The 21,670-nt window shown below is 36.5% G+C and carries 24 protein-coding genes and 1 tRNA gene; 10 read left to right on the top strand and 15 right to left on the bottom strand.

The genetic code is table 11. The features are described from left to right. Positions 1-10: 10 nt before the first annotated feature. Positions 11-157 carry a transposase domain-containing protein gene (locus AW17_RS25425; RefSeq protein WP_083488814.1) on the top strand — a complete coding sequence of 49 codons (147 nt, stop codon included), beginning with the start codon at positions 11-13 and terminating at the stop codon, positions 155-157. After that, positions 157-390, top strand: coding sequence for a hypothetical protein (locus AW17_RS18975; protein WP_157280360.1), 234 nt, complete (start codon positions 157-159; stop codon positions 388-390). The genes AW17_RS25425 and AW17_RS18975 overlap by 1 nt, the downstream gene beginning before the upstream one ends. A 226-nt stretch (positions 391-616) precedes the next feature. Here AW17_RS18975 and AW17_RS18980 read toward each other — a convergent pair whose 3' ends face one another. Both AW17_RS18980 and AW17_RS18985 read right to left on the bottom strand, forming a co-directional pair. After that, positions 617-3,247 (bottom strand): hypothetical protein, encoded by a 2,631-nt coding sequence (locus AW17_RS18980; protein WP_029278985.1) that lies wholly within the window; start codon positions 3,245-3,247, stop codon positions 617-619. Beyond that, positions 3,247-4,020, bottom strand: a complete 774-nt coding sequence (locus AW17_RS18985; protein WP_051691969.1) for a GLPGLI family protein — start codon at positions 4,018-4,020, stop codon at positions 3,247-3,249. The genes AW17_RS18980 and AW17_RS18985 overlap by 1 nt, the downstream gene beginning before the upstream one ends. A gap of 909 nt (positions 4,021-4,929) precedes the next feature. Here AW17_RS18985 and AW17_RS18990 point away from each other — a divergent pair. Next, complete coding sequence (locus tag AW17_RS18990) at positions 4,930-5,376, top strand: hypothetical protein (protein WP_029278989.1); 447 nt, start codon at positions 4,930-4,932, stop codon at positions 5,374-5,376. 537 nt (positions 5,377-5,913) lie between these two features. Here the strand turns inward: AW17_RS18990 and AW17_RS18995 are convergent. Then, positions 5,914-6,276, bottom strand: a complete 363-nt coding sequence (locus AW17_RS18995) for a helix-turn-helix domain-containing protein (RefSeq protein WP_029278991.1) — start codon at positions 6,274-6,276, stop codon at positions 5,914-5,916. A gap of 123 nt (positions 6,277-6,399) precedes the next feature. Between AW17_RS18995 and AW17_RS19000 the strand changes: the two genes are divergently transcribed. From AW17_RS19000 to AW17_RS19010, 3 genes are read left to right on the top strand one after another with little or no spacing between them, the layout of a single operon-like run. Further along, a complete protein-coding gene (locus AW17_RS19000; protein WP_157280362.1) occupies positions 6,400-7,287 on the top strand; it encodes a HEPN domain-containing protein in 888 nt (295 codons plus the stop codon). Continuing rightward, the gene (locus AW17_RS19005; protein WP_036670439.1) at positions 7,280-8,572 is read left to right on the top strand and encodes a hypothetical protein; all 1,293 of its coding nucleotides are present in this window, start codon (positions 7,280-7,282) and stop codon (positions 8,570-8,572) included. The genes AW17_RS19000 and AW17_RS19005 overlap by 8 nt, the downstream gene beginning before the upstream one ends. Continuing rightward, positions 8,553-8,855: a hypothetical protein gene (locus AW17_RS19010; protein ID WP_157280363.1), complete on the top strand. Its 303-nt coding sequence runs from the start codon at positions 8,553-8,555 to the stop codon at positions 8,853-8,855. The genes AW17_RS19005 and AW17_RS19010 overlap by 20 nt, the downstream gene beginning before the upstream one ends. Positions 8,856-9,011: 156 nt before the next feature. Here AW17_RS19010 and AW17_RS19015 read toward each other — a convergent pair whose 3' ends face one another. From AW17_RS19015 to AW17_RS19045, 7 genes are all read right to left on the bottom strand, one after another. Continuing rightward, a complete protein-coding gene (locus tag AW17_RS19015; RefSeq protein WP_029278999.1) occupies positions 9,012-9,230 on the bottom strand; it encodes a helix-turn-helix domain-containing protein in 219 nt (72 codons plus the stop codon). Next, the gene (locus AW17_RS19020) at positions 9,230-9,844 is read right to left on the bottom strand and encodes a DUF2975 domain-containing protein (protein WP_167343701.1); all 615 of its coding nucleotides are present in this window, start codon (positions 9,842-9,844) and stop codon (positions 9,230-9,232) included. Before AW17_RS19020 ends, AW17_RS19015 begins: the two co-directional genes overlap by 1 nt. 68 nt (positions 9,845-9,912) lie before the next feature. Continuing rightward, positions 9,913-10,464, bottom strand: a complete 552-nt coding sequence (locus AW17_RS19025) for an ORF6N domain-containing protein (protein WP_051691970.1) — start codon at positions 10,462-10,464, stop codon at positions 9,913-9,915. 47 nt (positions 10,465-10,511) lie between these two features. Then, on the bottom strand, positions 10,512-11,729 hold the full coding sequence (locus tag AW17_RS19030; RefSeq protein WP_029279005.1) for a site-specific integrase: 1,218 nt from the start codon (positions 11,727-11,729) through the stop codon (positions 10,512-10,514). A 247-nt stretch (positions 11,730-11,976) separates the two neighbouring features. Next, positions 11,977-12,049: transfer RNA gene (locus tag AW17_RS19035), tRNA-Lys, on the bottom strand. 172 nt (positions 12,050-12,221) lie between these two features. Beyond that, on the bottom strand, positions 12,222-12,920 hold the full coding sequence (locus AW17_RS19040; protein WP_029279007.1) for an NUDIX hydrolase: 699 nt from the start codon (positions 12,918-12,920) through the stop codon (positions 12,222-12,224). A gap of 1 nt (position 12,921) precedes the next feature. Next, positions 12,922-13,593 carry an HAD family hydrolase gene (locus tag AW17_RS19045; RefSeq protein WP_029279009.1) on the bottom strand — a complete coding sequence of 224 codons (672 nt, stop codon included), beginning with the start codon at positions 13,591-13,593 and terminating at the stop codon, positions 12,922-12,924. Between the two features lie 190 nt (positions 13,594-13,783). Here AW17_RS19045 and AW17_RS19050 point away from each other — a divergent pair, with 190 nt between their 5' ends. Then, positions 13,784-14,935 (top strand): aldose epimerase family protein, encoded by a 1,152-nt coding sequence (locus tag AW17_RS19050; protein WP_029279011.1) that lies wholly within the window; start codon positions 13,784-13,786, stop codon positions 14,933-14,935. A 350-nt stretch (positions 14,936-15,285) separates the two neighbouring features. Here AW17_RS19050 and AW17_RS19055 read toward each other — a convergent pair whose 3' ends face one another. The 5 genes from AW17_RS19055 to AW17_RS19075 form a co-directional block, all read right to left on the bottom strand. Then, positions 15,286-16,455: an alpha-hydroxy acid oxidase gene (locus AW17_RS19055; protein ID WP_029279013.1), complete on the bottom strand. Its 1,170-nt coding sequence runs from the start codon at positions 16,453-16,455 to the stop codon at positions 15,286-15,288. 339 nt (positions 16,456-16,794) lie between these two features. Further along, positions 16,795-17,616: an amidohydrolase family protein gene (locus tag AW17_RS19060; protein ID WP_029279015.1), complete on the bottom strand. Its 822-nt coding sequence runs from the start codon at positions 17,614-17,616 to the stop codon at positions 16,795-16,797. 12 nt (positions 17,617-17,628) lie between these two features. Next, positions 17,629-17,958, bottom strand: coding sequence for an L-rhamnose mutarotase (locus AW17_RS19065; RefSeq protein WP_029279017.1), 330 nt, complete (start codon positions 17,956-17,958; stop codon positions 17,629-17,631). Position 17,959: 1 nt separating this feature from the next. Beyond that, positions 17,960-18,814 carry a fumarylacetoacetate hydrolase family protein gene (locus AW17_RS19070; RefSeq protein WP_029279019.1) on the bottom strand — a complete coding sequence of 285 codons (855 nt, stop codon included), beginning with the start codon at positions 18,812-18,814 and terminating at the stop codon, positions 17,960-17,962. Positions 18,815-18,847: 33 nt separating this feature from the next. Next, positions 18,848-19,612 (bottom strand): SDR family NAD(P)-dependent oxidoreductase, encoded by a 765-nt coding sequence (locus AW17_RS19075; protein WP_029279021.1) that lies wholly within the window; start codon positions 19,610-19,612, stop codon positions 18,848-18,850. A 264-nt stretch (positions 19,613-19,876) separates the two neighbouring features. On the opposite strand from AW17_RS19075, the gene AW17_RS25005 reads away from it, so the two are divergent. The 3 genes from AW17_RS25005 (at position 19,877) to AW17_RS19085 (ending at position 21,514) form a co-directional block, all read left to right on the top strand. Beyond that, entirely contained in the window at positions 19,877-20,365 is a 489-nt protein-coding gene (locus AW17_RS25005; protein WP_245235106.1) for a hypothetical protein, read from the top strand. Positions 20,366-20,440: 75 nt separating this feature from the next. Continuing rightward, positions 20,441-20,701 carry a Gfo/Idh/MocA family oxidoreductase gene (locus AW17_RS25010; RefSeq protein ID WP_245235107.1) on the top strand — a complete coding sequence of 87 codons (261 nt, stop codon included), beginning with the start codon at positions 20,441-20,443 and terminating at the stop codon, positions 20,699-20,701. Between the two features lie 225 nt (positions 20,702-20,926). Then, complete coding sequence (locus AW17_RS19085; protein WP_029279023.1) at positions 20,927-21,514, top strand: sodium:solute symporter family transporter; 588 nt, start codon at positions 20,927-20,929, stop codon at positions 21,512-21,514. Positions 21,515-21,670: the final 156 nt, after the last annotated feature.

Here is a 21,670-nt window from a genome sequence, read left to right on the forward strand (position 1 = left end):
ATATTCTTTCATGGGAACATGCAAATTGCAAGGCATTAATCCAATGGTGTGGATGGTAGATGTGCTGAAAAGAATAAATACATATCCATCAGCGCAGATTCAAGAACTTTTACCGCACAGATGGAAAGAAATGCAGCAAACTGAACCTGCACTGTAGTGTTAGCTTACGACATTTCAAGAGATATCAGTATAGATAGTTTGACGAAAGGAATTTCAGATGGAGTTTTTGCCAATGTTACCGATATGATGACTATTGCAAAAGATGCTGGCATTGGGCTTTTGGAAATCTTGATGGAACCTACCTACGAGCCCCCACATACAGATTCCGCTGAGGAAGCTGAGAAACGGAGGCGTAAAAAGTTGCAACAGTCACAGGGACTTAGCAGGTAGGTTCGGCAAAACAGTAAAAAGAATATTTTTTTTTAACAATTATTCCTATTCCACTGTTTAATGAAAAAAGGAACTTGTTAATTATGCACTGTTAGAACTAGAATCATCAAAATGGTGGTGATTCTAGTTCATATTTTCTTCAAGTTTAGTTTAAGATAATAGTAGGATGAGTTGGGAAAACTCTTAAAAACCAGGAAGGGTTTCCCTGCAGAAATGGTCAAGCATGTTATCTGATTGCAAGAGAAACACTAGCCAGGAAATATCTTCCCAATATAGTTGAATTAGAATACGACTCCCCAACATTGCTAACGTCTATATAATCGATTGATTTTAGATCAAAAAGATTTTTCGCATATAAAGCATATTTAAAATTTCCTTTTTTGGGAGTGTATAATAATTGAGAATTTAATAACTTATAGTTTTGATTCCCTATTTTATACAAATTGAAATCTATCAAGCCGTAGATTGTTTTACTTAGATTGAGTTTCGGTTGAATGCCAAATTTAAAAGAACTCTGGTCATTAATTTTTTCATCACCTAATTTTGTCGTATTATTTTGATATTGGAATTCAAGAGCAAAATTTATTGGAAGTTTAAACCCCGTATTACTTTTTATCACTAAAATTTGTGAAACAGACTGATACTTATTCACAACATCATTTACTTGCGCAAAATAGTCGGATACAACAGGTGTATAGTTCAATGATAGATTGTTGGAAATAGATGGAAGAAACTTTTGCAAGCCAATGCTAAAATTTAAAGACCTATTCCCCCCTGACGGACTTTTCTCATTATAAAAAATTGTATTTTTAAAAGAATTCGTATTTAAAAACCCTCCATTATTGTACCGAAATCCAAAAGTTGAGTTTAAACTAAGGTACTTATCAGATAAAATATTGTTGCTATAGGTCAAATTGACTGCATGTGTACCATAATTATATATATTGGAAATGCCTGAATTAATTGTCCGAATGTCCGTCAAAATTAAATCCGCATAATAATCCAATGGATTGGCTAGTGTATTGCGATAATTATAGATTAAACTTAGGTTTTGCAACTCACTAAATTTTGTATTTAAACCTACTTGTGGTTCCACAATGAACAAATTTTTGCTATCATTAATACTTTTTTGATTAACAAGCGAAACCTTTAGCATTGTAAAAAATCTCGTTTTTTTTCCACCGTAATTATACTTTCCAGTTAAATATGCATTAGTAATAGAAAACTCATTCTGATTTGCAAAATTGGCAAAAGTTCGAGTATTGTCACTATTACTCAAACCGCTGTTCAATGTGGTTTGAGTAGATTCCGCTCCTAGGTCCAAATATAAATAATTGCTTTTTAATTTCTTTAAGGCCTGAATGTTAATTTTGAACGTCGAGTAATCTACATCAATGCTTTGCACCAAATTTGTTATTCCATCAAATAAAGGGATATTGGCATAAAGATTTGACGATGAGTTATAATTTTGAATAATATCATTCTTAGCAAACTTAGTACTGAAAATAATGGCAGAATTACCATTTGCCTTTACCGTATACGTTAAGTCTGCAGCGTAATCGTTTAGCTTATCAGCCTGTAATTGAGAAACCTTTTCATTTTGAAAATTATTGAAGTTTGTATAAGCGTCTGCATTAAATTGTTGAGGCCTAAATTTATAGACCATTTTCAGCGTGAGACGTGCATTTTTTTTTACTAAATAATCAGCATTCAAATCTGTCTGGAATAATTTGTTATTACTTTTCTGATCTTGTCCATTTATTATGGTAGCATTTAGAGGCTCATAATAAATATTAGTACTTCTGTTCTCCGCGAACAATTTATTTTCACTTGCATAAAAACTTCCACTTACTTTAAAAAAATCGTTTATTCTGGTAACTGAATTTAAACTACCGCTTATGCTATTATTTAAGCCTAGTTTTGCTCCTTCAAAAGGGGTGTTACTAAATATTTGATGATTGATTAATTTGTTATCACCTTGAAGCTTTCCATCTGAGCCAGCAAGCTTAAAAGTATTTTCGTAAGATGAACCGGTATTGTTGTTGCTTAAAAAGCCAAAGGCTTTCGTTTTATTCAGATAGGTAATTAGATTACTATTTATTTCACGTCTATTATTTGTTCCGTAACCAATATCTACATCACCTATCATCTTTTGTTTTCGTTTGTCTTTCAATGTTAGGTTCAAAACAATATCATCACTATTTATTATACCCCTAAGAAGATCGTCCTCGACCCAATTTTCGATAGCTTGAACTTCATCTACAAGATCTGGTTTTAGATTCTGTGTTATAGACTTGTAGTTATCACCAGTCAAATCATCATTCTCCAGTAAGACTTTACTTATTTTTTTTTTCTTAAAATAAATTGTGCCGTCAGTGCTTATCTCCATACCGGGCATTTTTTTGATCACACCTTCTAAATTTCTATCATCTTCAGAACTAAAGTTTTTAACACTATATTTAGTTGTATCATTAACTTCTACTATGGCAGATTTGGTCGACTTAATGTTAATATCTTTAAGTTGTGTTTCGTCTGGTTCTAATATAAAATTATGAACACTGACAGGACTTTCGAACGTTGAAATCAGAATGGTATCTCGTTTAAACCCCAAAGAACTCACTATTAGATAAAGATCTGGTTTGCCGGTTATATTTGCAGATAATTTATAACTACCTATATCATTTGTAAAACTATAAGTGAGTAGATTTAAATTTTTCTTTTCCTTTAACTGTATAGTTGCAGAAATGATTTTCTGCCCGTCATTAGCACTTACTGAGCCTGTTACCTGAACATTTTGCGAGTAACAATATTGATGAAAAAATAGGGGAAACAAACAATATAAAGCTTTCGAGTACATTAAAACTTTTCCATTAGAGGAGGGATCGTTATATTTGTGATACCCGTTACATTTCCTTTTGCTACATACGAGGCCCTAGACTGCGCTTCTAGGTCTTTCACTTTCTTAGCGTATAATTCTATAAATTGACGATGTGTAATGCCACTGTCTTTTTTAGAATTTTCAGGCACAGCTATCTTTCTCGGATCAAATTTAGTTTCAAAATCAGCAGCTGTAAGTTCAAAAGTATAAATATTGTCAATATCATTAACTTTAACAATTAAGCCAGGCAAACTGTTAAATTTCCAGGGTCCAACACGTGTTGGAACATCTTCAGTAAACCAAGCCTCATACTCTCTACCTCTGAATTTTGTAGTTGCTTTGATACAAGTATATTTTAGGATTTGCTTACGTTCATTTGTTATTTTCCAATCAAAATTTACCAGAGTGTCATTGATCAGGTAATCTTTAAATTGAATGTTATTAGTAAGGATTATTTTATGATTTCTAAAATCCTTAAACAGAAATGGTAAATTATTATTCTTAGTATTAAATACGACTGTTTTTCCACCAGTATTATCATCTATCTGTTTAAATTCTTCCTTAACGACTTGGGGCATAAAAAATTGAATTGATTTGTCGCCTGCAAAAAACAATTGATAATTTTCTGTGCGAGGATTATGGGTCCTTTTATCATTAGTTGTGAGCTTGTAGTACAGTATACCTTTGTTCTGGGCAACAACTGGGCAGCTAAAAATTAATAGGCTGGTAATTATTATATAAAATATTTTCATCTATTTAAAATCTTAAAAAAACGCTATACAATTTTAGTTATTTAAATTGATTGTTTAATCTGCTGTCTCGATACTATATAACCAGCCCAAAGTTGCAGCATCTGAATTTGCAGCCGATTGAGCCATAGCGCCCGCTAGACTGCAAAGCATACTTGGATCATCAGAGCTTGCGGTATATGTTGATGATATTGTTGTAATATAACGACCATTTGAGTCGTAAACGTCTGAGTACCGCGTCTGAGTACATGAAGCTACTGTGTTATCGCTTTTGAGTTTTAGAGAAAAGTTATTATTGGTTTTTTGTCACCTGTACTGGCGTTACTTACAAAGCTAACTAGGCATGTTAAGCTTAGAAGCGTTAATGTTAGATATTTTTTCATGTTTTTTTTATTAAATTGAGCGTATAGCGTTTTTTACAAATAAAGTAATAAAATGCTACATTTTAAACAACAACGAAAAATTTAACAATTTATCTTTTTAATAAAGTATATCGGCAAAAAAATGGGCAGACATAGAAGCAAGGCAAAGTCGTCATGGCTTAAACTACATAGATAATGAGATTCTAGACATGCCATATTAACTCGGTGATATCAGTCATTTTATTTTGATTAGGCTCAACCGCCCCAGCGTTTCTCATTAATTAAGGATCGGATTTGACAAGATAAAGTTTATTGAAGTTAGGACTAATAAAAGCTTTCTACCTAACAGGGGTATTAACCTTCAATCGTTTTGAATGTGTCCTATTTTTTCTGCGTTCCCAATCAAGTGTATGGGATACTCTTTATTGACTGGCCATTGGAAAGAAAGACTTTTATTTCTAAAAAAGTAAAATACTCACATTAAGATGGTTAGTCTGCATTTGGTTGTGTGATAATAAATATTATCTTTGAAAGTAATTGGATCAAAATTATGAAAACAACATTCTTGATTGCACTATTCATCATTTGCCTATTCACCAGCAATGCGCAAACCCCTGTAACCTCCAAATTTTCTAATCCTTTTTTAAACGGTTTTTACAAAAATCCACCTTTAAGGGATACCTTACTTATTCATAGATTCTCAACAACTAAGCCTCAGCGGAGCAAACAACAACATGTTTTCAAAACAGATTTACTCTTAAGTGATAGTACCAACGATATACAGAAATCTTTTGTCCCGAAGATTACTAATCCTTTAGCCGATAATTTTCGCATAGAAACCTCTTTTAAAGATTCATTATTGATTGATAAATTTTCAACAATAAGGTTTCAGAAGAATCCACAATTAGGTTTTATTACAAGAGACTTGCTCTTGAGAGATACAGATAAAGAAATAAAGTTGATTTACCCCTCCGGTGAAAGAAACAACCTAGAATAGAAGTAGTCCTTAAGTTTGGATTATTCCGAGATAATATTGCAGTGATGGGAACAACAGATTACACCTACTGTGACTCCAAGTGGGCAATCTGTTTTTCTTTACCCAATATGGATATACTGCTCTCGATCGCATACCCTCCTGTGATAAAGATGAGCAGGGAATAGATCTGAGGTTACCTTTTTTAAAAAAGAAAATTTCTTCTTACTGATCGACAAAACCAGTTTTGCCCAAGTCCAGAGTACGCGTGCATCAGATCGATGTGTATTTCGATGAAAGTGGTTCTTCCCCACTTTTGGTGGTAAAGGAACTATTTGCAACTCGACAGCCTTGATAATATCATTTCAAAGTGGTTTTAGTAATCACTATTAAGTAGAGAACTTAAGCCACCACCAAAAGTGGGGAAGAATCAGCTTCGAGCGCTTAACGATGGCCACGATCAGCATGATATCCAATTGAACTTCATATATAATCTATAATATACCCGACAAAGTGAAAAGTCAATATTGGTTAATTAATAAAGCGAAGATTGTATTTCAATCATAGCTTTCTCAGAAGCTCATTTTTTTCTTTTTCGCTTGCCAACAAACGTTCATACAATTCAACTATTTTTTCGATAGGATTGAAATTGTTCTGAATCGAATTATCATGAAAATTGTTGATGTTGTTAAAAATTGTCTCTTCTGTAAAATGCTTAATGCCTTCAGCAGTTACACCTAAGGCCTTTGCCACTTTATCAAGAGTAGATTCTTCAATTTCCTCACTTTGTTCCAGTTTACTAATTGCCTGTTGGCTTATCCCAAGTTCAGCCGCAAGTGCTTCCTGTTTCATTCCACGCAGTTCACGGATACGGCTTATTTTTCTACCAAGATGCATTCTGTTCGTTTTTTCTGAGGTTTCCATGTCCAAATATATTTAAAAAATTCCGACAGTTAAAAACAACTTTGTGCTTGTATTTAACAACCATTGTTGGTTCGGTACGCGCCTTTTCCAATCGAAATTGGTCTTCATAATAACGATGAAGATATGAAAAAGAAATCATTAAAGCCAGTAGAGGGCCGGCAAGAGCCGTTCTCCAATTTTGTTAAAGAACTTGCAGAGCGGTTCACGCCCCTGCATATTCTTAAGTTCGGTGAAATAAATTCTATAAAGAATTCTTGTACTTCGTTTTCACCACAACAGACGAGTAGCAATTTTCACTATTACTTATTAATGGTAATAGAGGGCACCACAAGAATCGAGCATGGCGTTCAGGATTATGTAAATACGCATTTCAACCATGGCAAGATCACGATTCTGGTTCATAGCAAAGAGAGCATAGACACCGCGATCGACGCTAATAACAGATTCTTTATAACTGTGTTTAATACAGGTATTCAGCTATACAGTCATGATGGTACGCTGAACCTATTTCCTGAATATATTCTTGATAAAAAGATATCTCTTGAAAAAGCCCGTAAGCATCTATATCATAGGATTCCAATGGCGCAGGGATTTTTGGACGGAGCGGGGGAATGTTTCAGTAACGAAAAATTCAATGTGTGCGTATTCATGCTTCACCAAGTTGTTGAGCAATCCTGCATTGCGATGATCAGGGTTTTTATGGCTTACAGGTCGGATATTCATCATTTGGGTAGGCTACTGGATATTTGTGCATGTTTCTCGGAGCAGCCGAGAGAGCTTTTGCTTGGAACGCCAGAAAATAGAAGGCTTTTTGAGAAGCTCATGAACAGTTACAGCCACGCCAGGTATAAAGATAATTTTAATGTCGAGATGGGCGATGCTGATAAACTATATAGCCTGGTTCATCAATTTTTAATTCTCGCTAAAGATCTTTGTGATAAAAAGATTGATCTTCTAACTGCCGAATGTGAAGAGGCGAAAGCATCGAAAGGAGAAACTGAAAATGGGTGATGAAATGATGCTTGCCGGAAAACCTAAATGCCAGTTCTATAAAATTCCGTTTGAGAAGAACACCCGCATATTGAGATTAAATGTTTTGGAGTCACACACAGAACTTCGAGCTGGAAACCGACCATACTACATGGTTGAAAGAAAGGCGCTCTCATTCAAGAAGGGCGTCTTGACAATGAGGGTTAAGCTCGAAAATGAGCCGCCGGTAAAAGTTTACCTAAAGGTCGAGTATGATCATTTATTGGTAAGCTGCAATATTGATACGGATGAAAATTATCTAGGGAGATATGTCTACCGTACATTGAGGGCAATGTTATGGAATGAATTTCATGACTTTCAGCAATATTATTGGCCGGAATGTTTTAACGAAACGACCGGAAGAGCAAAATATCTTGATGTTATCTGTGATAGGTATGGAGTAGACATCAGGCTCAAAAAGGAATTTAAAGGTTTTTTCAGACCCGGTGATTATTTCCTACACATATCCGAACGGAAGGTATTGGAGAGAAAGTATGTAAATGATGGATTAGCTACTTTAAACCCGGAGTACCTTATTGGTTATTGCCTTGCAAATACCGATCCTGTCAGGTTCCATTCCAACCATTATCCATTTCTGATACCGTATAGCTTTTCCCTAAATGCGGATAATAAGACTGTAAAATCTTTCACTGGGTTTCTTTTCGAAGAAGACGATAGTTTTGAACAATCTAAACTGTCCGCAAATCAAACTGAGCTGAACAGCATCTGCTACGAAATGAAGAAAATTGCAAGGATTCAGTTTAGGGAATACGGAGACAGTGATGAACGTTCTGACGAAATAGACGATCTCAATTTCGAGAATAAGAGGAAGATTTTTGAACTATTCAATAACGCGCTCCCAATGCTATCGACTGAGCCATTTACACATTACCTGTTTACCTATGGGCTGAGAAATATTCAGAAGAGACCTATGAAAAAGGACATGCAGGTTGCCAGATTCTCAGGTGAAGTACCGAGTTTAAATTTTTTACTTAGTGATAAGGGTGATTATTATGAACTTAAGTTAAGGTTCAAGGTGAAAGGAAAGGTCTTGCATTTTTGCGAAGACAGGATTGCTATGTTTTTCATCTGTTCGTCTTCAAACCCTATTGTTTGGTATCTTTTGGAATCCGAAACGGATTCGAGGGTAGTTCTGTTTTTTAGTCGTAAAAACTTTAAGATTCAAATCCCTAAGGGTTATTATAAGGAGCATTTCGAACCGTATGTAGATGAAATCAAAAAACAATATGAGCTTGAAATCAGATAGAAACAGCGACATGGAAGAGATTAAAAAACTACTCGATTATCAACCTTCAGGGCTTTCTGATGAAGAAATTGAAAATGCGGATTCTGAAATGGAATACTTCTTCGTCAACTTCCCATTGCACGATGCAAGGGCAAATTTATGGGAACTTTACAAGGGCTGGGTGCATTTGGAAGCTGAATCTCCGGAGGGAGAAGAAATGACTAACATGCTTTTCTTCTGTAACCAGATGATCAGCTTCCTGAACTTTTCTTTTATAGTAACCAGACAGAAACTAAAAAAATGAGAAAATAACAGAAAGCAAGAGTATTAGTTGGAGTTGCTTTTTGTTATCATTAAGTTTTTTTTCCGCTATTAGGAGAGTAGGCCCTCCCGCATTTTCGGCCTGTGAAAGCCCACTTCACTATCCAAGGGTTTTCACTATGGTATATACGGAAAAAATCTAACTATCCTCGATGTCATTTCTATATTCTAAAATATCGCCTGGTTGACAATTCAATGCCTTACAAACCGCCTCGAGAGTACTTAGTCGTACAGCTTTGATTTTACCCTGCTTAAAAATAGATAGGTTCGACAACGTGATATTCGTAAGTTCAGAAAGCATATTAAGGGACATCTTTTTCTTTGCCATCATGACATCAAGATTTACAATAATGCCCATTATACAGTTAGTTTGTGTTCATCTTCCAATTCAATTCCAAGCTTGAATATCTCTATCACTGAAAACAACATAATTCCTGAAATGAAGAGACCATAATTAAAAGATGTTGACAAATTAAGGAAAGGTCCAAGTTTTAAATTATCCTCAATTATATGATTTGCTACCAGCATTAATATAATTTGCAGGATGGGCGCTATAGTGATAATTCCAGCAATCAATCTAAGGTGAATGATATTATTATTGATAAAATGTTGGTTGTTCTCGAAGTTCTTAAAGATTTGCCTTATATGAAAAGTTATGAAAATTAAAATTCCTATAAGTAAAATATATACCCCCGTCATGCTAGCGATGTTTTTCCAATTGGATTCAATGTGAAAAACCAATGTTCCAGAATAACCGTCTAGTCTCGCATTCTCAAAATTGTTGTTGAGCGACTCTATTTTCCTTAAGTTAAGCTGTGCAAAATCTACCGGCAGCATTAACAGAAATTGCTTTCTAATATTTGCTGATGCTAAAAAAGCTGCTATAAATGTTGTACCTGCAATGATTTCTAAATACCATATCACGTTTACAGCCTGTGATATTCTTTTAAGAATTGATTTTGAAGTTGTCATGATTGTTTTACATAAACTTATCTGATGAAGCGCTGATAATTGGAAAAGCGACCAAAGAAGTAAAAGCATCAACTAATTGTGTCAGGTTTAAAGCCTATACGTGTTCTAGTTTTTGGCGTCGGCTCTTTCTGTTCCAAAAGCTCATCAAGATATTGAAATACAATTTCCATGTTCTTGTCTTGGTTTTCCAGCTTGTTTTTTATCTTTTCTATCTCCAAACGAAGTTGGGTATTATCAGCTACCATATTCCGAAGTCGTGCAAATATTCGGATGACTTGAATGTTGACACTAATTGCACGTTCACTATTAAGTATGCTTGATAACATGGCTACGCCCTGTTCAGTGAATACGAAAGGGGTTGACGGGCTGAATTTTGCTGACTTTGGGAGGTTATCACAAATTGTGATAACCTGCTGCCATTCCTCTTTTGTCAACTGAAACATGAAGTCGTCGGGAAAACGCTGAATGTTGCGCTTGACTGCCTGTTTGAGCGCACGAGTCTCGACCTCGTAGAGTACAGCAAGGTCAATATCTAGCATTACTTTTTGATCCCGTATATGATATATCTTTTCCAGTACAACTTGTTCTTGAATTAGGATATTACTTATGGTCTTATTCATAATTTTTCGAATTTGCCAGCACCAAAACGTGCTGGCATAATGAGTTATTATTTTATAGAGAATCGGTTTTGCAGGATCGCCATATCTGCACCTACCTTTATATCAAGAACCTTTGCATAAATCTGGGTAGTCCTGATATTGGTATGCCCAAGCATTTTGGATACACTTTCCATGGGAATGCCATTGAGCAGGGTTATGGTTGTTGCAAAGGTATGCCTTGCAATATGTGAGCTTAATGGCTTATCGATTTCACAAACTGCGGCAATTTCCTTAAGGTACTCATTTAGCTTTTGATTGCTCGAAACTGGTAATGCCCTGTCCTTTGTGACGCAATATGGGTGGTCGCTGTATCTTTCCAATATTGCGATTGCCGGTGGTAATAGAGGAACAGCCGACCGGGTTCCCGTTTTGGTTCGGTTTGTACAAACCCATTTTTTGCCATCTACACCTTTTTTAATATTCGATAGGCTTAATTTTTCTACGTCAGAATACGCAAGCCCGGTAAAACAGCAGAAGATAAAAACATCCCGTACCTGACTTAGACGTTCGGTTAAAAACTGCTTTTCCGAAATTTTTGTTAACTCATCCTCTGTAAGAAACGACCGCTCTACATTCTTGCTTTTTAGTTTGTATCCAAACATTGGATCGCTGTCAATCCACTTTAAACTCATTGAAATGCGTAAAATTTTCCCGAGGCTTTTCAGATACCTTACTGTTGTGTTGTTTGCACAACCGTTTACTGACCTCAAGAAAAAATCAAAATCTCTTATAAACGCATGGTTAATATTTTTGATGTTAATATCTGTTATCTTGTATTTTTCATTCATGAAAGCGATAAGATGCCTTTCCAAGACCTGAAAGCGCTTCAAAGTACCAATGGCGTAGTCACGTCCAACTAAGGCTTCCATCTTTTCGTTGTGAATTTTGATCCCTTCCATCAAGGTATGCTTCCGGACTTCCCGCCCAATAAATTTGCACTTAATTCTTTCGGAGGTAATAATTTCGCCTGCATCAAAAAGGTCCCTGTAAACCTGGTTGATCATTGACTGGAGATTGTCCAGGTAAGCATTAAAGCTTCTGACATCTTCCTTTTTTCCATCCTGTCTGCCTGATTTGGTATTCCACTTTTCGGGATCGCACTCAAGCCCGCTGGTCATTTCTGCCCTTTTTCCGCCAACAGTTATTCTTAAATAAACTGGCACATGGCCGCCACGATAGTTTTTCTGCTTTTTAAGATAAAAAAGCAGGTTAAAATTAGTTTTCATATAAACTGAATTAAGGTTAACAAAATTAGCCCTGCAGTCTGAAAACGTCAAGATGTTCGATGGCCGAACGACTTGTTAAACAAGTGGTTATAAATAATTCGGTGAGTTCTTTTAGTACCTAAATTACTCACCGAATTACACACTTTTAATATGAGAATCGGTGAGTATTTTGGTTTTTCCACTAAAACAAAAAAGCCTGCAATCATTTGATTTGCAAGCTTTTACGTAGTTTTGATACTATCTTCTGTGATCCCGCTGGGATTCGAACCCAGGACCACTACATTAAAAGTGTAATGCTCTACCAGCTGAGCTACGGAATCATTTCCCTTTGTTTAAGGAGGTGCAAATATAGGGATTTATCCTTTTCTTGCAAATATTTTTTGAAAATGTTTTTTTCGTTGCATAAAACAGGCTATTCTAACTGCTTGATTTTAAATTTTGTATGCGTTAAAATAATCTTAAAATTTATTTTAACGCCATTAACAATCAGCGCTATTTACTTGCTTTGGGGATAAAGTTTAAAAACGACTGAAACTGTGCCTTGTGTTTGTTTTTATCCAGTTTAAAATAAAAGGCCCCACGGCGCGAACTCGATTTGTCCTTATCAGTTTGTTTAATTAACAATCCACTGGCTGTAATCTTACGGATAAAGTTCCGGTTATCAATCGGCGAATCGTAAACCTGCTCGTATAAAGCCTGCAATTGCGGTATAGTAAACCGTTTTGGTAAAAGCTCAAATAAAATAGGATGGAGGGCTGCCTGATAGCGGATTTTATCCATGGCGGCCTTAACCATTATATCGTGGTCGAAAATTAATTCAGGAACTTCTTTTAGCTTAAACCATTCCGCATGGTACTGGTCATTGATCTGTTTACTGTATTTATTAATATCGATCAGTGCGAAGTAAACTACTGAAACGGTACGCTCGATAGGATCTCGATCTGGACTACCATAAGCATGAAGTTGCTCCAGGTAAACATCGTGTAATCCTGTTAATTCCAATAAAATTCTTTTGGCGGCACCATCAAGATCTTCATGTTCACCTATAAAACCACCCATCAAACTCCACTTATCTTTTACAGGTTCTATTGCCCTTTTTATTACCAAAAGTTTTAGCTGATCGCCGTCATAACCAAAAATAATGCAGTCTACTGCAACAAGAACAGGCTTTTGATTTAAATATTTTCCCATGTTAAAATAGCGTATTTAATTTAGCATCGTTATAATCTGTAATATAACCCAAGATATTCGGATAACCTTCAAATTCTTCGATAGTATGTGTTGTGGTTAATACAATACAAGGCATACCTGCATTTAAAGCCGATTCTACACCCTTTGGTGCGTCTTCGAAAACCAGGCAATCTGCCGGTGTTATATTTAACGCTGCCGCTGCCTTTATAAAAGTTTCGGGATCTGGCTTGCTTGTTTTTACATCATCCGCACTCACTATTGCATCCAAATAACGACGGATATTCAATCCATCTACTACAAAATCTATATTAAAAGGTATCGCAGCAGATCCGATCGCCATTGGAATGTTAGCCTCTTTTGCGCGTTCCAAAAAATGATCCAGTCCTTCAATCAGCGCTAAATGCGGCATGTAGCCTTCCTGATAACGCTTTTCTTTATCAATAGAAAGGCGTTCTATTTCTTCGGCGTTAAATTTATCTTTTCCGAAAACGCGTTCTAAAACTTCGTGGTTTTTACCATACATTTCCTTTTTTACGTTTTCGTAATCAAGTTGGGCACCTAAATCTTCTGTCATGATGCTGTACCAGGCTAAGGTATGGTATTCCATATCGTTAATCATAGTGCCGTTCAAATCAAAAAGAAAAGCCTTTGGCTTGAAATTTAAATTATGCATATGGCTGCTAAATTATGTGATTTTTTTTTACTGTTGAGAATCCGCACCGATATTATGAAAAAATAAGTATAATCGTTACTTTAACGTTAATAATTTTTTCCTACATTAGCCTTAACCAAAAATAAATCAATATGAAGCCGTATCTAATTTTGTGCGTAATTGCAGGTCTGCTTCCTCAAATTTTTAATCAATGAAAAAAATATTTCTTAAGGCTTTGCCCTTCGCTACATTGTGTTTAGCTGTAGCTTTTACTTCTTGTAACCAAAAATCGGATAAAGGGACACAAACAACCGAGCAAACTGATTCGTTAAAATATACCACTACTATTGATGGGAAAAGTGTGAAGCTTTATACTTTAAAAAATAAACAAGGTGCTTCAGTTTCTATTACGAATTATGGCGGGAGGGTAGTTTCACTTTTGGTACCCGATAAAAATAATAAGTTAACAGATGTGGTTTTGGGTTACGATAGCGTAGGTTCGTACCGCAAAAAAGGCGAACCATTTTTTGGCGCCTTAATTGGCAGATACGGAAACCGCATTGGTAAAGGTAAATTTACCCTGGAAGGAAAAGAATATGCTTTACAGCTTAACGATGGTGTTAATACCCTGCATGGTGGCACGGATGGCTTTTTCTCGAAAGTTTGGGATGCTAAACAATTAGATAGCCAAAAATTAGAATTGACTTATGTTTCAAATGATGGCGAAGCAGGTTATCCAGGGAAACTAGACGTGAAGGTAACTTATACCTTAACTGATGATAATGCTTTACAGATTGATTATTTAGCTACTACTGATAAAACTACTGTTGTAAATTTAACCAATCATGCTTATTTTAACCTAAACGGTGAGGGAAACAACACGATTTTGGATCATGAACTAACGATTGATGCAAATGCCTATACACCAGTAGATTCTACCCTTATTCCAACAGGTAAATTGCAGCCTGTAGCCGGAACAGCATTTGATTTCAACAAAGCGAAAACCATCGGAAAATCGATCGAAGAAAATGATCAGCAGTTAAAGTTCGGCAAAGGTTACGATCATAATTTTGTATTGACCCATCATGATGGCAAAACAGCTATTGCAATCGTTAAAAGTCCTGTTACAGGAATAACAATGGAAGTTTATACCACCGAGCCAGGCTTACAGTTTTACAGTGGCAACTTTTTAACAGGTGCTGATAAAGACGGTAAAGGTGGGAAATCATATCCTCACCGTTCTGCTTTCTGCTTAGAAACACAACATTTTCCTGATGCGCCAAATCATGCAAATTTTGCATCGACAGTGCTTAAACCAGGTGAAACTTATAAAACGAGTACTACTTATAAGTTTTTAAAATAACGTTAACGGGTTGTATCATAAATATAGAATTGTCATCATGAGGGGTAATTTATTTTATAAATCAATATAGATGACAGGAGAATTTTTAACGAACTGTAGGCTGTGAGGAATCGTCATTGCGAGAAGGCTTCTTCAGCCGACGAAGCAATCTTACAACGATCGCTACTGGTGTGAGCATTAAGATTGCTTCGTTCCTCGCAATGACGATTTTCCTGTTGGAGTCTGTTAAATAGTAGCCTGTAGAAAGCAGCCAATGTATTATGTGACGCATCTCGACAGGCTCTCCGTAGGAATCCATTAGACAGCGTGACAAACTTCTAGAAAAACTAAGATTTATGATACAGCCTTTTTTATACTGCCAATAACCGATCAGGAAATTGTGTAATTTTCTCAATGGTTAATTGTTGCATGATCTGGTATAAGTGAGTTTTGAACATATTGATGGTATGATCGCCTCCTTCATTACCTAAGGCTCCAACTCCATACATAAAAGGCCGGCCCATAAAGTTGAATTCAGATCCAACGGCATGTGCTCTTGCTAAATCAACACCTGAACGGATACCGCCATCTAACATGATCTTCAATTTTGATTTGTATAGTGGATTGTTCGCCAATTTGATCAGTGAATTGATTGAGGATTCGCCTGCATCAATTTGTCTGCCGCCATGATTGGAAACAATCACACCATCGGCACCGATTTGGATAGCAGCCTGCATATCTTCATCAGTCGCGATTCCCTTCAATACTAAAGGTCCTTTCCAAAGATCACGAATGGCAGCAACCTTTTCAATATCAACCTTACCGGTAAATGTTTTGTTCATGAATTGTCCCAGTTGCGACATATCCATTCCTTTTTCCATGTAAGGCTTTAAGGTAGCAAACGATGGAATTCCATGTTGTAGGGTTTTAATTCCCCATAATGGACGGGCAAAAGCCTGCAGGATATTATTGATTGACATTTTTGGTGGAATGGATAAGCCACTCTTAATTTCTTTATATCGTAAACCAAATGCAGGCACATCTACCAGAACAACTAATACCGGGCATTCAACGGCTTTTAAGCGATTTAAAATATCATCTCTCAAGCTATTCTCCGTAGGATGGTACAATTGAAACCATGCTTTTCCTTCAGATACTTCGGCAATTCGTTCGATACTACTGGTGGATACGGTGCTTAATGTATAAGGAATATCGGCTTTAGCGGCGGCCTTAGCTAAAATTTCGGGTGCATTAGGCCACATCAAACCTTGCAAACCAATAGGAGATACCCCAAATGGAGCACTGTAACGACGGCCAAATAATTCGACCGACATGTCGATATCTCCACCAACACGTAAGTAATTCGGTTTAAGGTAAATATTATCGAAGTCGCTCTCGTTTCGCGATAAATTAAGTCCCTCATTACAACCACCCTCCAGGTAGTCAAAAGCAAATTTAGGAATCCTTGACTTTGCCTTTTTTCTTAAGTCGGCTACAGAAGGGAATTGAGGATTGTATGGGAATGTAATCTTTTTACTCATATTTAATATTGTATTGGTCAGATCTATTTCAAAAAGTGAAAACTAATATTTTATATTCTATTTTCCATCCTAATCTATCTGCTGTTTTGTATTTATCGTTTTATGTCGGAATTTGTTTGCGCTCGTCTCCAAACGAGTGCATAAATAGCAAAACGATTATATCGTTATAAATGATAAAATATTCAACGCTTTAATTTTAGTCACGGAGAACATAAAAAAGTATTGTTTCCTAGGGTTTTGATCTGTCATTCTGAACGCAGTGAAGAATCCTTTGCAATAAAGCCACATCAAAAGATCCTTCATTGCATTCAGGATGACAAATGTGTTGAAGACATGTAGTTAAACTCCATAAAAAGCTTTCGCATTATCAGTAAAAATTAATTTCCTTTCAGTTGCAGAGAATTGCTCAGCGTACTTAGTAACTAAATTAAACCAATCCTGATAAGGCCTGCTGAGCAGCATTACCGGCCAATCGCTACCATACATTACCCTTTCAGGACCAAAATGTTCGAATACCACATCAAAGCAATTAAAAAGCTCTTTTTCTGTCCAGTTTTTCCAGTCTGCTTCAGTAAGTAAACCGGATACCTTGCAAAGTACATTTGGATTTGAAGCCAATACTTTAATATTTTCAGACCAAGATTTTATCTCCTGACTTTTAACATCTGGTTTGCCACAATGATCTAATACAAATGGTTGATCGGGGATTTGATCAACCATTTGTATGATAGCTGCTAATTGATCGTGATAGCACAATAAATCGTAAGTGTAATTGTATTTTTTTAAAAGATTAACGCCAGCAATAAACTTTTTATTCAGGATAAAATCTGCGTTTTCAGCTTGTAAAATATGTCGCCAGCCCTTAATCTTCTTGAAATTACTCCAGTAAGTTAAACGTTCGTCTAAATTCGGATCGAGTAAATCGACCCATCCAACAATCCCTTTTACAATTTCATTTTGCGCTGCCAGCGATAACAAAAACTGGTTTTCCTCTTCCGATTGGCTAGCCTGCACAGCTATACATCCCGTGATTTGAAGATCGTTATATACCCCCATAAGATCTTTCGGAGAAAAATCATTACGGATGGCAAACATATCTTCATTTATCCAGCTATCTCTAACCGGATCGAAATTCCAAAAATGTACGTGTGTATCAATCATAAAAAAAGCAATTTAAAGTTTAAAGATCCGATCCATCAGGATCCATTTTTCTCCTGGTTTCGAGCCTGGCAGTGCCTGCTGGAATTTCCACATCAAATTTTCCCATTCCTGCACTTTTGGATTGGCTAAATCGGCTTTCGATTTTTCTTCAAAAGAAAAGCTTTCATTCACTTCCATAATCATAAATAGCCTGTTTCCTAATAAATAGATTTCCAGATCATCAATTCCAGAAGAAATAATACTTTCTTTAATTTCAGGCCAAATCGATTGATGATACTGCTTATACGCTTCTATAAGCTTTTCATCGTTTACAAGATCGAGTGTTAAACAGTATCTTTTCATATTAGTTTCCACTGTAGGCTTTAACAGTTTGCTTGCTCGAGCCTAAGCCATCAATACCCAATTCTACCACATCACCAGCTTTTAAATACCAAGGTTCAGGTTTTTGACCTAAACCTACGCCTGCCGGTGTTCCCGTCGTAATTACATCTCCTGGTAAAAGTGTCATAAACTGACTGATGTAAGCAATCATAAACGGAACATTAAAAATCAGGTTTGAGGTATTACCATCCTGCAGGGTTTTTCCGTTTACCGTTAACCAAAGGCGAAGATTGTGCACATCGGCAATTTCATCCTGGGTAGCAATAAATGGTCCGATAGGTGCGAAGGTATCGCAGCTTTTTCCCTTTACCCATTGTCCGTTTCTTTCAATTTGGAACTCACGCTCGCTATAATCGTTATGCAAAACATAACCAGCAATGTGGTCTAAAGCATTTTCTTCAGCAATATAGCTCGCTTTTTTACCAATCACAATGGCCAATTCCACTTCCCAGTCGGTTTTTTTACTGTTTTTTGGAATGATCAGATCATCGTTAGGTCCAACAATCGCTGAAGTAGCTTTGAAAAACAAAATGGGCTCTGAAGGGATAGGAGCATTGGTTTCTGCTGCGTGGTCTTTATAGTTTAAGCCCACACAGATAATTTTTGAAGGACGGGCCAAAGCAGGACCAAGGCGTACACCTTTATCAACCTGTAGTAAATCAGCCGATGCAATAGCAGCCTTTAATTGCGCTAAACCATCACCACCAAAAAATTCTTCATTATAATCTCTAACCAATGCAGAAACATCGAAATAATTATCGTTTATAATTACCCCAGGTTTTTCAGCTCCGGCTTCGCCAAATCGTATTAATTTCATTATAAAATGCTTTATTGTATTTGAAAATATTTATTAATTGTTTAAGGTAGTAAATCCACCGTCAATTGGGTAATCGCAGCCTGTAATAAATGAAGCTTCATCGCTACATAGGTATAAAGCCAGGGCACCAACCTCTTCTGGTTTGGCCATTCTGCCGATAGGCTGCGTTTTAGAAAGTTTTTCGAACATTTCAGGGATATTATCAGGGTAGTTTTTCTGTAAGAAACCATCCACGAAGGGCGTATGAACCCGTGCAGGCGAAATAGAGTTACACCTGATGTTTTCACCAATATAATCTTTCGCCACACTCATGGTAATTGCTTTTACCGCACCTTTTGCCGCACTATAAACAAAACGATCTGGAAGACCAACTAATGCCGCAATTGAGGCCATATTGATAATTACACCTCCGCCAGACAAACGGATTTGTGGGACAGCTGCATGCAAACAGTTATAAACACCTTTTACGTTTACGCGCATTACGCGATCAAAATCAGCTTCTTCTGTAGTATCAGCTTTGCCAATATGTGCAATACCCGCATTATTAATCAGGATATTGATATTTCCGATCTGCTTAAAAACTTCGTGAACCGCATTATGGTCTGAAACATCACAGCCATAGCTGAAAGCTTCTCCACCATTTGTTTTAATTTCATCTAAAGTATCCTGGGCGTGTTCAGTCCCCAGTTCGATGATGTGAACCTCGGCACCCTGTTTGGCTAAAATAGTTGCAATAGCTCTTCCTATGCCGCTTCCCCCGCCTGTAACTACGGCTTTTTTGTTTTTTAGTGAAAACATGTATATGATTATAAATTATAATTGATTAGAATACAAATAAAATAAATATTCTTGATTAAAAATTTTATCTTCTTGCCTAAATATTAACAGATATTGTCATATGTTATTCTGGATATTCCAATAGCCTTACCTTGCATAAATTTTACAAAGCCATTCGGTATTATTACTTATATTTGAATAATATATTTATATTTAAAGATATTATTAACCAAATATCACATAAAAAACCTGTTAAAATAGGTTTTGTTATTAGAGCCAATTTGAATGAGAAATTTTCTGATTTTTATTTCCTGTTATTTTTTAGCTGTACCATTTTCTAACGCTGCTGAGCGTGCGCAAAAAACAATTGTAATTTCTACAGAAAATCATGTTCGTGTGCGTTTTGGCGCAGAAAAGTTGTCAAAAGCCTTAGTTAAATTAAATTATTCGACCAAAATCGAACAAAAAGATAAACTTACCGCTACTTACAGCGGCATCGCGATTGGTGTGTTTTCGGATAAACTTTTTATCAATCGCCTACCGCTAGAAATCAAGAATAAAAATCACCCTGTTGATTTTATCCGTTGGTATTTGCCCGATATTGAAGAAGTTATGGGTTACGGCATGTTGAGTAGCAACGGTTTAAAAAATCAGGATACCATGCACTTTATCTTTAAAGCAAAAGATGGCAGAATTGCAAGAGTTAGCGGTGCTTATACTGGCCCAACACAGCCCGCAAATCGCGATAGTGGAATGAGCTGTATCCTGCGTTGAACAGAAGGCGCTAGTCAGGCCGACTATCATGAACTGCGTTATTCGGTTACAAGCAAAACCGGCGAAGAAAAGATCATCACCTGGGGCGATTCTGCTTTAAAGCACTATTTCCGTTTCGAAGGGCAAAGCCATCATGCCGGAGAATACCAAAATTATTTAGAATATTTTGCAGATAGCATCAACAATAATTTTACCGCATACCCTGATTTAAAAGAAGGCATCGGAACTGTTGCGCTCTTACAAGCGATGGATCAATCTCTAGCAACAGGTTTGCCAGTAAAAGTTGATGATATTTTGAAAGCTAATCACATTACAAGGGAATCGATAGGATTGTAATTATTTGCCACGGAGACACAGAAAACCACGGAACATAATGCCCCATGGTTCGTGCCTCCACGAACCAGTAATGAGAAATATCGTCATTTCGAGGCAAGAAGCAATCTATCCAGTAAAATAGATGCTGAAATAAATTCAGCATGACGTAACGATAAAAATGGTCGTCACGACTCCGTGAGTTCGGTAATTCCGTGGCAATACTAAATAACTAACCAATTAAACCTAATGGGAAACATTGTAGAATGTTTAACCAATTTAGATTACTTTATCGTAATTGCTTACCTCATTATCCTGATCATCATTGGTTATCGGGCCAGTTTTTCGAAAAAGAAGAACAATGATGAGACCCTATTTCTGGCCAATAAATCATTAAACTGGAGCAGCATCGGTTTCAATATGTGGGGCACTAATGTAGGTCCGTCGATGTTATTGGCTTTTGCCAGTATTGGCTATAGCACTGGTATGGTAGCCGTTAATTTCGATTGGTATGCCTTTATCTTTTTATTCTTACTAGCCATCGTTTTCGCGCCAAAATACCTTGCCGCCAAAGTGAGTACCATGCCCGAGTTTATGGGCAACCGTTATGGCGATTCTACACAAAACATCCTCGCCTGGTATGCACTGGTTAAGATTTTAATCTCGTGGTTGTCGCTCGGTTTGTTTGCAGGTGGGTTTTTGGTCCGCCAGATTTTAGGCATACCCATGTGGCAATCGGTTACCGTATTGGTCGCTTTTGCCGGACTGTTTACCTTTTTCGGCGGTTTAAAAGCCATTGCCAAAGTAAATGTTTTCCAAATGATTTTATTCAACTAATACCCCGAAGCTCTGCTTCGGTGGTCTCAGCGGAAAGTTTGAAAACGAAGAGTTTTCAAAAAAGGTAGATTTAACACAAAAAGCGTTATTTTCGTTTCATGAGCGATCATATCCACAAGAGCCATAATAAGAGTTTGTTGCTTTATCATTTGGTAT

The organism is Pedobacter borealis DSM 19626 (genome assembly GCF_000708285.2).
GTDB lineage: Bacteria > Bacteroidota > Bacteroidia > Sphingobacteriales > Sphingobacteriaceae > Pedobacter > Pedobacter borealis.

What these genes read in the sequence shown, in the direction of transcription:
- AW17_RS18990 (WP_029278989.1), top strand. Translation starts at nt 4,930, where the DNA reads ATGAAAACAACATTCTTGATTGCACTATTCATCATTTGCCTATTCACC.
- AW17_RS19040 (WP_029279007.1), bottom strand. Translation starts at nt 12,920, where the DNA reads ATGGGAAAATATTTAAATCAAAAGCCTGTTCTTGTTGCAGTAGACTGC.
- AW17_RS19005 (WP_036670439.1), top strand. Translation starts at nt 7,280, where the DNA reads ATGGGTGATGAAATGATGCTTGCCGGAAAACCTAAATGCCAGTTCTAT.
- AW17_RS19045 (WP_029279009.1), bottom strand. Translation starts at nt 13,593, where the DNA reads ATGCATAATTTAAATTTCAAGCCAAAGGCTTTTCTTTTTGATTTGAAC.
- AW17_RS18985 (WP_051691969.1), bottom strand. Translation starts at nt 4,020, where the DNA reads ATGAAAATATTTTATATAATAATTACCAGCCTATTAATTTTTAGCTGC.
- AW17_RS19010 (WP_157280363.1), top strand. Translation starts at nt 8,553, where the DNA reads ATGAGCTTGAAATCAGATAGAAACAGCGACATGGAAGAGATTAAAAAA.
- AW17_RS19060 (WP_029279015.1), bottom strand. Translation starts at nt 17,616, where the DNA reads ATGATTGATACACACGTACATTTTTGGAATTTCGATCCGGTTAGAGAT.
- AW17_RS19030 (WP_029279005.1), bottom strand. Translation starts at nt 11,729, where the DNA reads ATGAAAACTAATTTTAACCTGCTTTTTTATCTTAAAAAGCAGAAAAAC.
- AW17_RS18995 (WP_029278991.1), bottom strand. Translation starts at nt 6,276, where the DNA reads ATGGAAACCTCAGAAAAAACGAACAGAATGCATCTTGGTAGAAAAATA.
- AW17_RS19065 (WP_029279017.1), bottom strand. Translation starts at nt 17,958, where the DNA reads ATGAAAAGATACTGTTTAACACTCGATCTTGTAAACGATGAAAAGCTT.
- AW17_RS18980 (WP_029278985.1), bottom strand. Translation starts at nt 3,247, where the DNA reads ATGTACTCGAAAGCTTTATATTGTTTGTTTCCCCTATTTTTTCATCAA.
- AW17_RS19015 (WP_029278999.1), bottom strand. Translation starts at nt 9,230, where the DNA reads ATGGGCATTATTGTAAATCTTGATGTCATGATGGCAAAGAAAAAGATG.
- AW17_RS19070 (WP_029279019.1), bottom strand. Translation starts at nt 18,814, where the DNA reads ATGAAATTAATACGATTTGGCGAAGCCGGAGCTGAAAAACCTGGGGTA.
- AW17_RS19085 (WP_029279023.1), top strand. Translation starts at nt 20,927, where the DNA reads ATGGGAAACATTGTAGAATGTTTAACCAATTTAGATTACTTTATCGTA.
- AW17_RS19000 (WP_157280362.1), top strand. Translation starts at nt 6,400, where the DNA reads ATGAAAAAGAAATCATTAAAGCCAGTAGAGGGCCGGCAAGAGCCGTTC.
- AW17_RS19025 (WP_051691970.1), bottom strand. Translation starts at nt 10,464, where the DNA reads ATGAATAAGACCATAAGTAATATCCTAATTCAAGAACAAGTTGTACTG.
- AW17_RS19075 (WP_029279021.1), bottom strand. Translation starts at nt 19,612, where the DNA reads ATGTTTTCACTAAAAAACAAAAAAGCCGTAGTTACAGGCGGGGGAAGC.
- AW17_RS19020 (WP_167343701.1), bottom strand. Translation starts at nt 9,844, where the DNA reads ATGACAACTTCAAAATCAATTCTTAAAAGAATATCACAGGCTGTAAAC.
- AW17_RS19050 (WP_029279011.1), top strand. Translation starts at nt 13,784, where the DNA reads ATGAAAAAAATATTTCTTAAGGCTTTGCCCTTCGCTACATTGTGTTTA.
- AW17_RS25005 (WP_245235106.1), top strand. Translation starts at nt 19,877, where the DNA reads ATGAGAAATTTTCTGATTTTTATTTCCTGTTATTTTTTAGCTGTACCA.
- AW17_RS19055 (WP_029279013.1), bottom strand. Translation starts at nt 16,455, where the DNA reads ATGAGTAAAAAGATTACATTCCCATACAATCCTCAATTCCCTTCTGTA.
- AW17_RS25425 (WP_083488814.1), top strand. Translation starts at nt 11, where the DNA reads ATGGGAACATGCAAATTGCAAGGCATTAATCCAATGGTGTGGATGGTA.